The organism is Halobacillus salinus (assembly GCF_004684905.1).
GTDB classification, from domain to species: Bacteria; Bacillota; Bacilli; order Bacillales; family Halobacillaceae; genus Halobacillus; species Halobacillus salinus.
In genome coordinates this window covers 283,065-296,027 of sequence record NZ_SRJC01000001.1, presented here as the reverse complement: position 1 = coordinate 296,027, position 12,963 = coordinate 283,065, and the positions used below count along the sequence as shown (strand labels likewise).

15 protein-coding genes are annotated in these 12,963 nt (G+C 47.2%); 4 read left to right on the top strand and 11 right to left on the bottom strand.

Annotation, left to right across the window (positions count from 1 at the left end; genetic code table 11):
• Positions 1-10: 10 nt before the first annotated feature.
• The 9 genes from E4663_RS01755 to E4663_RS01715 all read right to left on the bottom strand — a co-directional run bounded on the left by E4663_RS01755 (position 11) and on the right by E4663_RS01715 (position 5,821).
• Positions 11-469: a tripartite tricarboxylate transporter TctB family protein gene (locus tag E4663_RS01755; RefSeq protein WP_135326467.1), complete on the bottom strand. Its 459-nt coding sequence runs from the start codon at positions 467-469 to the stop codon at positions 11-13.
• 55 nt (positions 470-524) lie between these two features.
• Positions 525-1,535, bottom strand: a complete 1,011-nt coding sequence (locus E4663_RS01750) for a tripartite tricarboxylate transporter substrate binding protein (protein WP_135326466.1) — start codon at positions 1,533-1,535, stop codon at positions 525-527.
• 167 nt (positions 1,536-1,702) lie between these two features.
• Positions 1,703-2,371, bottom strand: a complete 669-nt coding sequence (locus E4663_RS01745) for a response regulator (protein WP_079479100.1) — start codon at positions 2,369-2,371, stop codon at positions 1,703-1,705.
• The gene (locus E4663_RS01740) at positions 2,352-3,938 is read right to left on the bottom strand and encodes an ATP-binding protein (protein ID WP_338323606.1); all 1,587 of its coding nucleotides are present in this window, start codon (positions 3,936-3,938) and stop codon (positions 2,352-2,354) included. Before E4663_RS01740 ends, E4663_RS01745 begins: the two co-directional genes overlap by 20 nt.
• 98 nt (positions 3,939-4,036) lie before the next feature.
• Complete coding sequence (locus E4663_RS01735) at positions 4,037-4,267, bottom strand: hypothetical protein (protein ID WP_135326464.1); 231 nt, start codon at positions 4,265-4,267, stop codon at positions 4,037-4,039.
• A 15-nt stretch (positions 4,268-4,282) separates the two neighbouring features.
• Positions 4,283-4,513 (bottom strand): hypothetical protein, encoded by a 231-nt coding sequence (locus E4663_RS01730; RefSeq protein WP_079479097.1) that lies wholly within the window; start codon positions 4,511-4,513, stop codon positions 4,283-4,285.
• An 85-nt stretch (positions 4,514-4,598) separates the two neighbouring features.
• A complete protein-coding gene (locus E4663_RS01725; RefSeq protein WP_135326463.1) occupies positions 4,599-5,198 on the bottom strand; it encodes a class I SAM-dependent methyltransferase in 600 nt (199 codons plus the stop codon).
• A 49-nt stretch (positions 5,199-5,247) separates the two neighbouring features.
• The gene (locus E4663_RS01720; protein ID WP_135326462.1) at positions 5,248-5,529 is read right to left on the bottom strand and encodes a hypothetical protein; all 282 of its coding nucleotides are present in this window, start codon (positions 5,527-5,529) and stop codon (positions 5,248-5,250) included.
• A gap of 109 nt (positions 5,530-5,638) precedes the next feature.
• The gene (locus E4663_RS01715) at positions 5,639-5,821 is read right to left on the bottom strand and encodes a hypothetical protein (RefSeq protein WP_135326461.1); all 183 of its coding nucleotides are present in this window, start codon (positions 5,819-5,821) and stop codon (positions 5,639-5,641) included.
• 236 nt (positions 5,822-6,057) lie between these two features.
• Here E4663_RS01715 and E4663_RS01710 point away from each other — a divergent pair, with 236 nt between their 5' ends.
• Genes E4663_RS01710 through E4663_RS01700 form a run of 3 tightly spaced genes read left to right on the top strand, consistent with a single transcriptional unit; the run spans position 6,058 to position 8,268 of the window.
• Positions 6,058-6,381, top strand: coding sequence for a PadR family transcriptional regulator (locus E4663_RS01710; RefSeq protein WP_135326460.1), 324 nt, complete (start codon positions 6,058-6,060; stop codon positions 6,379-6,381).
• Positions 6,378-7,241, top strand: a complete 864-nt coding sequence (locus E4663_RS01705) for a permease prefix domain 1-containing protein (protein ID WP_135326459.1) — start codon at positions 6,378-6,380, stop codon at positions 7,239-7,241. The genes E4663_RS01710 and E4663_RS01705 overlap by 4 nt, the downstream gene beginning before the upstream one ends.
• A gap of 19 nt (positions 7,242-7,260) precedes the next feature.
• A complete protein-coding gene (locus E4663_RS01700) occupies positions 7,261-8,268 on the top strand; it encodes a TolB family protein (protein WP_135326458.1) in 1,008 nt (335 codons plus the stop codon).
• 77 nt (positions 8,269-8,345) lie between these two features.
• On the opposite strand, the gene E4663_RS01695 is transcribed toward E4663_RS01700, so the two are convergent.
• Positions 8,346-9,014, bottom strand: a complete 669-nt coding sequence (locus E4663_RS01695; RefSeq protein ID WP_135326457.1) for an ABC transporter ATP-binding protein — start codon at positions 9,012-9,014, stop codon at positions 8,346-8,348.
• A gap of 12 nt (positions 9,015-9,026) precedes the next feature.
• The gene (locus tag E4663_RS01690; RefSeq protein ID WP_135326456.1) at positions 9,027-11,600 is read right to left on the bottom strand and encodes an ABC transporter permease; all 2,574 of its coding nucleotides are present in this window, start codon (positions 11,598-11,600) and stop codon (positions 9,027-9,029) included.
• Positions 11,601-11,996: 396 nt separating this feature from the next.
• Here E4663_RS01690 and licT point away from each other — a divergent pair, with 396 nt between their 5' ends.
• On the top strand, positions 11,997-12,845 hold the full coding sequence (licT, locus tag E4663_RS01685; protein ID WP_135326455.1) for a BglG family transcription antiterminator LicT: 849 nt from the start codon (positions 11,997-11,999) through the stop codon (positions 12,843-12,845).
• The last annotated feature ends 118 nt before the right edge of the window (positions 12,846-12,963 follow it).

Here is a 12,963-nt window from a genome sequence, read left to right as displayed (position 1 = left end):
TCACACCTTTTTAAAAGGGCAATATCCCTTGAGGTAATTTGATTTGAAGTAAGTAATTGAAAGAAAGATACATTACTAGTGGAAAAATGACCGAAACGATTACGTTCACCTTATGATTCCGATAACCCAAAAACAGTGAACAACCAAAGACGAACAGCATGGAACTCAGGACGAATCCGAGAAGTTCAAGCAGAAAAATGTAGAGGAAGATCATTGCCCCTACTGCAAGCAAGACCAAGATCTCTTTCTTCGGTATCGTGCGCTTCTCTTTTTCTTCCTTCGTCTCAGATGATTTATCAAAATAGAGAAAAACAGCAAGAACAATCAGGACGTACCCCAATACTTTCGGGACAAAGTCGGAATCGACCGGTACGTACGGATACTCCTTCAAGTTGTACGTCAAATAGAGATAACCACTGGCGAATAAAATTAAAAATAAGCTCAGCTTTTGATTCAAAGTTTTCAACATGCTTCTCACCCTTATGAAAAGGGAAGGGCCTGAAAACTCAGGACCCTTCGCCGTTTTAGTTAGAGACTAATCCCAGCTCTTCCATTAAGCCGCTCAATTCTTCTTTCTGCTCATCCAGGAACTTGGCGTATTCTTCCGAGTTCATGTACATTTCGTTCCATCCGTAGTTTTTACGAATTTCTGCGAAAGCGTCCGAGTCGCTGACCTCTTTCAACTTTTCTTCGTAATAAGCAACTTGTCCTTCCGTCATGTCACCAGGGCCGAAGAACCCACGCCAGTTGACGAACGTCGCATCGATCCCCTGCTCTTTGGCAGTCGGGAATGTAGAAAGGACATCTCCTTCGATACGCTCTTCTGCTGTTATACCCAAGACGCGAACCTTACCGGCTTTCACTTGTTCCACGGTTTCCGCGATACCTGTAGAGTACACATCGGCACTACCGTTCAGAATCTGCGTCATGCCACCGCCATCTTGGGCAGACACGTAACGGATTTTCTTAATGTCGACACCAGCTTTCTTCGCGATGGAGACAAACTGCATGTGGTCCATCGATCCCGGAGAAGACGTTCCGACTACGGTCACACTGGAAGGATCATCTTTCATGTCATCGAACAATTCACTCAAGTTTTCCCATTTTGCATCTTCTGCTACTGCGAAAGCTCCGTAGTCTGCAATCATGTTCGCAAGCGGTGTGAAGTCTTTATGCGACAGATCAGATTGTCCGTTCAGTGGTACGAAGATCAGTGGCGGTGAAGAGACGAAGATGTTGTGAGGGTTGTTCTGACTGTTGATGTAAGACCAGCCTACAGCTCCTCCGCCACCTTCTTTGTTTACGACACCGATGTTCTGTTCCATGATCCCCTCTTCTTCGAGAACCTTACCTACGCTTCTAGCCGTGGTATCCCAACCACCGCCTGCTCCGGCCGGCGCTACGATTTCAACTGGCTTCTCAGGAGACCATTCTCCGTCCCCCTCGCCACTCGCTTGATTCGAATCTCCACTACAAGCTGCCAACATCATACCCATCATCAATAAAAAACTTAAACCTAATAAATGCTTCTTCATGATTGCTCCCCTTTCAGAAATAGTAATGACTGTTGAGACTAAGTGTAAGGGAAGAAATCAGAAATGTAACCGTTTTCAAAATATTCTATATTAATTCAAATAAGCGGAATTAAATTCATAAAATTCACAGGAAGACAACAAAAAAACAGCCCCTTCAAAGAGACTGCTCAGTGACTTGCATAGTATTTACGTTCCGGCCGTCCGACCCGGCCATATTTCATTTCCGCTTTCCCTTTCCGAATCGAAATCAAATATTCGAGATACCGGCGGGCCGTCGTCTTGGAGGCTCCCATCTGCTTACTTGCTTCTTCAGCGGTCAGCCCATTCTCTGCTTCCTTCAGCATCTCTTCCACTTTTGATAACGTCAGTCCATCGATCCCCTTCGGCACTGGTTCTTCGTCCTTAACAGAGGCACTCTTCAAAAGCTCATCGACGGCTCCTTGGTCAAATGTTTCGGTCTGTCTGATCAAGTCATGGCGTTTCATGTAATCGCTGAGTGTTTGCTGGAACCGCTCGAGCGTAATCGGTTTGATGATATAGTCTACAACCCCGTACTTGAGCGACTTCTCCACCGCTTCCTTTTCTTTTGCCGCCGTGATCATGATGATGTCGACATTGGGACAGCGATCGCGGATTTCATGTAAAATATCTATGCCAAGTCGGTCAGGCATATAGACGTCGAGCAGCAGCAAGTCCGGCTGGTTCGCTTGGACCATCACGAGCGTCTCTTTCGCATTCATCGCTTTTCCGACCACTTCCACCCCGTCCATCATCTCCAAAAAACGAGCATGCAGATCCGCGACTCGAAAGTCATCTTCACTGATCATCACCTTCATCATTTCGACCTCCTTTCGGTAAAAAGATAGAAAATACAGTACCTTCTTCATTCGATATTTCCATCGTGCCTCCAAGCCTTTCGACAACTTCTTTCACGTTCGCGAGTCCGTAGCCTCTCATCTCACCTGCTTTTGTCGAAAAACCTCTCGTGAATACGTACTGGACCAATTCATCCGGTATCCCCGGGCCATTGTCACTGATTTCAAAGACGATCGAATCGCCGACGTCCGTTGCAAAAAAGGAGACCCGCTTCTCCTCTTGTTCCTCCAGTGCTTCGAACGCATTGTCGATGCAATTACCGAGAATCGTCACTAAATCCGTCCGGTTGATCGATGGCGGCAGTACGTCAAGATCGGTCGCTTCATCGAGGACAAATTCGACCTTCAGTTCAGACGCACGACTCATTTTTCCGGTCAAAATCGCTTGCACGGTCTCGTCCTTGATGTGGTCGACCATAAGACGTTGCTGCTGCTGAGTCGTTTCGTATTCCTCTTCGATGAAAGCAGCCGCTTCGTCATATCTTCCAAGCTGCAGAAGTCCTAAGAGCAGATACATCTGATTGGCATGCTCATGTGTCTGAGCTCGGAGCCCTTCGGAATAACGCTTGACCTCAGACAGCGTCTGGACCATCTCCCTGACCTCGGTCGTATCTTTGAAACTGGAGACGACTCCTGTGACTTTCCCTTCCGCAACAATCGGCGTCCGCGTCACAATGAACAGTTTATCGTTCAGCAGCATCTCTTCATTTGTAGAAGGTTTTCCAGACTTCAATACTTCCAGCATTTTCGTATGGGGAAAAATGTCCTTGATGTTCCGTCCGACGGTTCCCCCAGTCAGGTGCAGCATCTCGAGGGCAGAATGGTTCGTAAGCGTCACTCGTCCCATATCATCAATCGCAATGATCCCCTCTCTAATAGAGGATAAAATCGCTTCCCGGTTCTGATAGAAAGCCGTAATCTCGTAAGGTTCCAAACCGAGCGTATCTTTCCTGATGCTGCGCGCAAGTAGATAGCTGCCCGCAACTCCGAGAATCAAAACGATGAACGCAACGCCACCGATCGTCCTCAATTTATCCCAAACGCGCAGACGAATATCCTCCATCAGAAAACCTACCGATACGAGTCCGATGACGTCTTCATCATCGTTCAAAACCGGCGCTTTCCCGCGGAGGGAAGGACCGAGTGTCCCTTCCGCTTGCGATATGTAATACTCTCCATCTACAAGCGCACGATCATTGTCCCCGCCTACCATCTTCTCCCCGATTTTCCACTCATCAGGGTGGGCATAACGGACGCTCTCACTATTTCCTACTACCACAAATTCTGCGCCTGTCTCCTCTTGGACACGGAGCGCAATCGGCTGGATAGTTGCCGAAGGATTCTCCGATTCGAACGCTTCTTTCACGGAAGGCATGAACGATACCGTACTCGCCGTCTGCAGCGCGAGCTGGCCAATCTGTTCTTCGACTTCCTCTTTTTCTATGTAAGCAAATACGCCGGAAAGTATACTGATGACGAAGATTAAGAGAAACAGCACCAATCCTATGATTTTAGTCTGCAGCGACACCCGCACCGATCTCACCCTTTATGAAAACGCTATTTTATATAGCTTAACATAAGGAAGAAGTCAGGTGTTTAGTCGATTGAGCCTAATCTATGTAACTCTTAAAGGATAAAAAAGAAATCCGCAAAAAATATAATGGATGTAATTAAAGCCAGGGTCCCCCAGATTCTTTTCCTATCTTCCAGCAGCAGAAAGAGCCCCCATACTAGGAACAACCCAGCTCCCAAAAATGTAATCAGCGATTCCGGCAGTTCCTGGACGAAGAAATGATATCCCATCACGACCATTCCTAAAACACCGAATATCCCTACGGTTTTGCGCAACAAACTCATAGACTTCTCCTTTCCTTAAAGTGTTGAAATGAACATAAACAAAGAAAGGGGAATGAATACATATCCCACTTTCCGCTCAGCATCCCGGTCCAACAGATTCTCTAGCCCAATACAGAAAAACACTACCGCATTCATCAACATGATTCCGTCCGTCGTAAGAAGCGAGCCACCTGAAAACCAATGGACAAGCAACCCCACCAGCATTAACCCAGCTAACACAACATTAAATACACGAAACACTTTCATACAAACACCTCTTCGGGGACAGGCACCTTGTCCCATTTTTCTATAGTCATTTACCTCATTCAGCGGGACAAGGTGCCTGTCCCCATCAAGCCCTTGGACGAGCCCATACAAGGTGGAAGATGCCGGACCAGTGGCTTTCTGCTTTGGTCACAGTCAGGTTGGATTCTTTGATCAAGTCGAGTGTCATGTGGTCGCTATGGCAGCCCGCGATTTGATGGAAGACGGGATCGACCCACTTTTGGATGGTACCGATTGATGGCTTCGTACTCCTGCCGTGCTCTAAGAGCAGGACTTCCCCGTCGTCTTTGCACCACTCTGCGAACCGGTTCAACACCTCAACAGGATTCGGATAACTGCACAATGTAAGTGTCGACACGACATAATCGAACTGGTTCGGCTCAAGCTCCACTTCCTCGATATCCTCAACAAAGAGATTCGCTTCGATACCAAGCCCTTCCGCCTCCTCCCTTGCCCGTTCGATCATTTTTGGGCTGAAGTCCACACCTGTCAGTCGGATGTCCCTTTCGTAATAGGGAAAGTTCGCCCCTGTCCCTACGCCGGATTCTAAGACGTTCCCCTGCACACCATCCAGCAACCGCTCCCTCCACTGTTCAATAGTCGGATGCTGCTTCGAATGCAACTCGACATGAGAATCGTATTTTTTAATCAACTTTTCCTTCTTCACGATACCAACTCCCTTCCCCACTTCTTCCACAAAACGACAACAAATCCTTCTATTCTCTTGAGTTCTTCTTCAATGAAGCTACGATCACGGTGACCAACACTACCAAACTATTCGCCAACACCGCGTAGAAGAGATAACCCCAGACAAACCCCGACCGCTGAACTCCAGAATGTAAGGCAACGTTCATCCCAACTAATAGAAATATAAACGGAACGACGATCGCGATAAGAACGGGAATAGCACTCGACAGTCCTTCTTTTCCAGCATAAAAGGACCAGAACCAACTCCCACCAATCAAAAGAAAGGCAAGAAAATACAACACGTTATCCACTCCCTCCCTTTCCCTTTTCCCTTATTAAAGTTAGTCATACCTCCACAACCTAAAAAGGACAGGTGTCTCCTATCCCCTAAGGATACGACTCCCTGCCCTAACTCTCTCGTTACAATTCACTTTCCCTATTACTAGAGAAGAAGGTATATCCCATATACCCGAAAACGATGACAACACCAATCACTTTGAAGGTCCGATAACCGACATCCCCCGTCATGAAATCATGAACGAGAAAACCTATCATCACTAATGCAGATACTACTAAGAGTGCCAGTTTGACTTTCGGTTTCATCTGTCTCCTCCTTGATGGTTTTAGTTGTGAATACCCTCAGGAAATGCCGACAAACATATTTTGGAAAAAGAACACTTCCTACATCCTTACTCAGCAAGTAGAGCGGACATGAACCGCTCACCAATTTCATTATTTTTACAAGTTAACCTTGTAATACGATGTACCTCGTTATACAATGTCCGTAACTTCCATAAAATTGATTTAATTCCATAAATATTAAAGGAGTAGGATAAGCGATGGACCGGGAAATCATGAAAGGCAGTATCGATATTCTTATGCTCGGATTGCTCTCGAAGCAGGACATGTACGGGTATGAGATCGTCAAACGGCTTAAAGAACAGAGCGATGACTTGTACAACATGAGCGAAGGAACACTATACCCCGCCCTCAAACGGCTGGAAAAGAAAGAATGGCTCACTTCCTATTGGTCGGATACGTCTAGCGGACGCCGCAAGTACTACCGGATCACAGAAGAAGGGAACGTCAGGCTTGTTCAGAAATTAGGCGAATGGAAAAGCGTCCATGATCTCATTATGAAAACATCGGAGGAAGGCTCATGAATCGATTGGAAAAGCACGTCGATAAAATCCTGAACCAGGTGCAAAGTGATCCAGCAGAACGGGAGGAAATGAAAGAAGAATTCCTCGCACACTTGTCTGCTTTGAAGCAGCAGCACGAGGAAGACGGTCATTCTCCCAAGAACGCTGAGAAAAAAGCGATTGAAGAGTTCGGCGATGCCGGCTTAGTCGGCAATGGATTGCAGGAGACGATGTATCCGTATCAACGCGGACTATTGTATGTCATCGGCCTCGCATCGATTGCACTCGGTATCTTCATGCACTTCCTTTTTCTAAACACATTCAATGAACCATCGCTTGGCTGGCTCGCGATCCAGTTCGCATTCGGTACACTTGTCACTTTGGTCGCGATGAACATTTCCCTGCTTGGAAGATTTTATTGGTCGGTCAACGCGCTCGTTTTCCTGACTGGCGGATGGATTGGAATCAGCTATTTCGCCGTCATCCAGTTTCCAGAGCCTCAGACATACATCTTTAGCACGTATCTAGCGATTCTCATCCTTACTTGTCTCGTATTTATCATCCGTAATTCCTACTACCACACCATAGAGGAGACGAGTGATCGGAAAACCCGCCGTTTGAAAAAGGTGAGCAACGTCGTCAACCTTCTCGCAGGAGTAATGATTTGTGGTACCGCCATCTTTTTCATCTATGGATTCATGGCAATGATCGGACTCAACTGGCTCGTCTTGATTCCGGTCGGTGTCGTCGTCATCTGGCTTCTTTTCTACAAGTATCAAATGAAGTGGACCGCACGGAAACCGGTCGCTGCAATGATCCCCGGGCTGATCGTGATCGTTCTGTTTACAGCGATTACGTTGACACCTTGGCTGCTTCAGTAACTATTCGGGAGGTGGACGTATGAAACGAATCAATAAGAAAAGTCTCTGGTTTGTCGGAGGCGTGATCTTGGTTTATATACTGCTTGCAAGCACAGGGCAAATGGCTGCTGGACCGACAGGCTATTCCGGTCTCGGCTTTTCCCCTACGCTGTCTGATGATGATCAAACTCTGATTTTCCCATATACGAAGCATGAACAGTCTTCGCTCTATATGAAGGCAATGGACGGTGGCGAAGCGGAGTTGCTATTAGAACCAGAAGAAGGTTACTCCTATGAAGAACCCGTATTTGCACCCAACGGGACGTCGTTCACATTTTTGAAAAAGGAATTAGTGGAAGACGTCCAAGAAACTGCCCGTGTTCAACTGATGGTATTCGAGAATGGATCAGCACGAGCTCTGACTGGAGCCCAGCATACCGTGTTGGAAGCAGATTTTTCTCCTGACGGGGAGTGGATTTACTACACGATGTACCGGGACGGTATCGTGAAGCAGTTCGAATTCCACAAAGTGAACCTCGCTACTGGTAAGGGTGAGCGCATCGATCATGAGGTGGACTTCTCCTTCGGTTCCTTCGAGGTACTTTCCGGTCAGAAAATCTTCTATAAAAATAACAGTGAACCTTTTGCTTTCGATGATCAACTGATGTTTGCGGACTTGGAGACGAACGAACAGACGCCGGTGGTACTCGAAGACAGTTACGAGTCGGAAGCAGAGCACGGCCCCGCCTTATCGCAGCCTGCCCTGTCACCGGATCAGGAACGAATTGCTTTTTCAGACGTTGGCTCGATGAACAACAGCACGTATCTATACAACATTTTCGTCATGAACCGCGATGGTTCGGATGTCGAACAAGTGACAGATGTTTCCGATTTCGCCGGAGACCCGACGTTCTTCCATAAGAGTAACCGGATTTTGTTCACACGAGATTCTCAGTTCGGAAAAAGTCGCGAGCAAGACCTCGAATACTGGATCGTCGACCTTGAAACCGAGAATATGGAGAAGGTTTATATCGATATGCCGGACTGAGTGACGTGCTAATCGACTAAAATTATCGGATATCCATCAATTCATAAAAACAGACCGCCAAAACGGCGGTCTGTATTCTATTCCGATACGATTTTACCGTCCACCATCCGAACGACTTGATCAGCGCGCTCCGCCAAGGTCTCGTCATGGGTGACGAAGAGGACGCCGCACCCTTTCTCGCGGTGGATTTCCTGGAGAAGTTGGAAGACCATCTCTCCTGTTTCAGAATCGAGGTTACCGGTCGGTTCATCCGCAAGCAGCCAGTCCGGCTCTTGGATGAGCGCTCTTGCGATGGCAACGCGCTGTTGCTGGCCACCGGAAAGCTGAGAAGGAAGCGATCCTGCTTTTTCGGCTAAGCCGACGCGGTCGAGGAGCTCTTTGGCCCTCGCTGTCTTGTCATAGTCCACTTTTCTCGTCATGACCGGGGAAAGGACATTTTCCAAGGCGGTCAGTGTCGGGAGCAAGTGGTACTGTTGGAAAATGAACCCGATATGTTCGAAACGGAAGTTGGCTACGGCATTCGATTTCCTTGGAGAATGTTCTCCCCCGTAAAGCACCTTCCCGTTCGACGGTTCATCGAGGGTGCCGATGATGCTGAGCAGCGTCGACTTCCCGCTTCCAGAAGGACCGATCATGGCCGTGAAATCGGATTGCTGAAAGGTCACGTGAATATTTTGCAATGCGAAGGTTTCGACGCCATCGCCTTTGAAGCTTTTCGTCAGGTTCTCACATGTTATGGATTGCATGGAACTCCCCCTTTATTTCATTCCGTTCAATTTCATTCTTACCGCGATTTCGCCCGGGATCAACGACCCGATGATGCCCATCAGGACAGGAATCAGTCCTGTTAGCGTGATGGTTCCGATATAGTCGACAGGGAATTGCTGATATAGCCCCCAGATCAGAGCGAAAGCGCCGCCGAGACCGATTATGGCAGCCAGCAAACCGACAAATGCTCCTTCCCAATACACCATCAGCCTCGTATATCTATTTTTCCATCCAAGCGACCGTAGTAAGGTGATCTCCTCCTTACGGTCGGTGACGTTCTGCCAGATCAATTCCATCGTTGTAAGGATCGACAACACTGCAGCGACGCCCATTGAGATGTAGTGAATCGACGATATTTCCACGGAAATGTATTGTCCGAGCATCGTCGTGTACAACACGCCTTGCATGCGGAACGTAACGAAGATGAAGAAGCTGAGCAGCACGGTCGGTATCGCGATTGCAAGAACCGAGAGCAAGTTCCGTTTAATTTTGCTGAAAAAGTGTCCGAATGCCATCGTGATTAGTCCTTTGACTTGGACGATGCGACTCGATTTCGTTGCGATTTCTCCGATTCGTATCGCTTCGTATGGCTTGATCTTCCTAATGAAATAAGCCGGCCACAATGCGCCGATCAGGTAAATGACGATAGCAAAGACCGCAATCTGGATAAAGGAGGCGGCATCAAACGCTACACCGTCCCGGACGAAAAAGAGAAACAATGTCAGAAAAGAGATACCGATTACAGCAAGGCTCATCAAGGCGGCTTCCACCACGACCATCTTCAATAGGTCCTTTACCCTCCAGCCAAGCGAGAGCAGAATAGCGAACTCTTTCCTTCTTCTGAGGCTGAGGATCAGGTTGGTCGAGAGCACATATATAATGCCCACCGCTACCAAGCCGATGACGACGCCTGAGAAGCCGAGCTTCGTTTCGTTGAAAATATTAATCGCGGTTCCGAGCTTGATCCAAGGCTGTTCGACCCAACCCAGCTCTTCCATTTCGCCTGCACCTGGTACATGGACGACAGTCGGTTGAGGAGAAGAACCAAGCGTGATATCAGTAATAAGGCCAGTCTCAGATTCGATGTCAGATGCGACTTGGTCCAGTACTTCCTGACTCTCCGTACTGAGCGTTTCGATTCCTTCCACTTTGACTCTGATGGCGGAGATCGGGGCGCCATCAGACAATTGAGCAGCCGCTTCGAGCGTCGTCAATACAGTCGGGGCTGGAGTCAGAAACGAGTCCGGTTCCCCTGTCGTCTTCACCTCCGGCACAGGGTTAAGCGGTTCACCGTCTTCTCCCAACACGAGGTCCGCCGTTGGAAGGCGATACGTTTCGAGCGGCAGATTGTTCAGCGGATCTTTCGACACCTGCAGCAGGGCAGGGTCATAGGTACCGACAGATTGATAGGCAAGACGCTTGATCCGTTCACTGCCAAGGTACTCGATATCACGAAGAGCGTTCGTAGATTCGCCGTCGAACGTCGTTGCCTCCGTAGGCTCTATACCATACGCAAAAGGCCACCTTTCTGGATAAGGACTCTCCACTTTTTCATAGCTTAAGGAGGCAGGGAAATAGTTGATGAATCCTCCACCGACCGCCATCGGAAGCGACTCCGGATCGGTCTGGTCCTGCTCAAAATAGCGGTCGTTCACAATGCTTTCTTTCAACGCCTGGTACAAGTCACGAGACTCTGCATCCCACCTCTCTACGGTGTTACCCTTCGTCTCTGCAAGAAGCTCCTGCTTGCCATTCTCTTCAAGTTGCTTCAACGTCTCCTCGATTTCCGCGTCTGATTCAAACGGTAAGTCCAGCTTCTCGAGTTTGTGCGTGAAGGTGTTCTGTTCACTCGTATCATTCCGTAACAAGACTGGCAAAACGGCATCCACATCTTGCCTGCTTCCTTCATATTCCGAAAGGGCATCCAGATAGTCCCCTTCAACAATCGCCTCATCTAAGCCGACAAGACGCGCCTCTTGCTCCGGATCAATGCCGACGATCAAAGGTTCGATGCTCTGCCGGACATACGTCGACGGCGTATTATAAAAGCCGTACTTCTCATTTGACTCGAGGTTCGACATACCGCCGGTCCACCCTACCGAAAAATAATGCTCATAGGAATTGATCCCGATCGATTGGTCCCCCTGCTCGGTCGATTCCTTTGAAGAAATCTTATAGATTCCGGGTTCCTCCAGTTCAAACTCATCGAGCATGATATTCATATTCGAGTACCCAATAACAGCAACCGGAGCCGCCGTCTCGACGTCTGCCACGGATTTGATTTGTTCGTATTGATCCAGTGTGATCCCGCCATGGATACCGTTCAAAAAGTTCGGCTCGAGCAACTCGTCCTCTTCGGTCATCGACTGACTGCCGGGCGGCCGGACGACGATATCATAGCTCGACTTCCAACGCTTCTGAAGCTCTTCAGTGACGGTCAGATCCTGCGCTTTCGACAATCCGAAAAGGTAACTTAGTCCACCACTGATAACTAGCATGCCGATCAGCATCAGGATGAGACGCTCTTTGTGCTGCTTCCAGCTCTTCCATAAATAGTGGAACATGACTACACCTCTCACGTTATGTATTTGGATAGTGATTATGTTGTGTTAGGCAATGGAGATGCAGTCTGAACCACTCTTTCGGGATTTATTCCCCGGACTTCATTAATTAATGGATAATTTTAACATAATATTCTTTTTATTTAAATAATGGAATTGATAATTATTGGGGGACAGGGACACTGTCCCCTTTCCTTTCTACAAAACCCGCCTATTGACATGAATCATATGTATGGCTAAAATAAAGAAAACGTTTACAAAATAATAATCAGACGGATTGTTACTGTTCGGCAGGCAAAACCTGAATTTATAGGAGAATGACAACTCTTGCGGTGTGTTATTCTTATATAAATTCGGGTTTTTTTCTTTTCATATAGGGACTTTAGGAGGGAGCGCAAATTGGAGATCTGTAAAATACTCAATAACAATGTTGTCATCACGCACAATTCCGATAATCAGGAGATGGTGGTGATGGGGCGAGGACTTGCGTTTAAGAAAAAAGTCGGAGAAGAAGTGGATTCATCCAAAATAGAGAAAACGTTCGTATTAGAGAAACACGGCGTCTCAGAGAAATTAGCCCAGCTTTTGAGGGATACTCCTGAGCAATACTTGAATATTTCATCTATGATTATCGAATATGCTCAATCCCATCTTCCCTACAAACTGGACGAACACCTCTATGTTGCGTTGACCGACCACTTGAGTTTTGCCATCAGTCGTCACAAACAAGGACTAGATTTGAAGAATCCGTTGACTTGGGAAATACGCAAATACTATAAGAATGAATTCCAGATTGCTTTGAAAGCATTAGAACTAATAGAAGAGGAGACAGATATTGCTCTAGGTGAAGATGAAGCAGCATCGATTGCCCTTCACTTCGTCAACAGTCAGCTATCGAGCGAAAATATGGCTGATGCTGTCAAAGTGACAGAAATGGTGAATACAATATTGAATATCGTGAAATACCACTTCCAGATGGAGTTGGATGAGAGTTCGTTAAACTACGAAAGATTTCTCACCCACCTGCGCTTTTTCGCAATCCGGTTCATTCGTGGGGAAAAGCTCGAGGACTCGACAGATGAGTTCCTCTTTAATCAAATCAAAGAGAAGTATGCGGGGGCGTTCCAAGCTTCAGAGAAGATCGCGACTTACTTGGATCGAAGTTACAAATGGAAGATATCGAAGGATGAGCAAGTCTATTTGACGGTCCACATTCATCGTGTCACTAACCGTCATCAACTCACTTGAAATTATTTATAAAATTCTGAATGTAAGCGTTGACAAAGAAATAAGACCATGGTAATTTTAAATTAACTTAATAAACCTTCGAAGGAATGTTACCAAATTTGGGCATAACCTGAGCTGA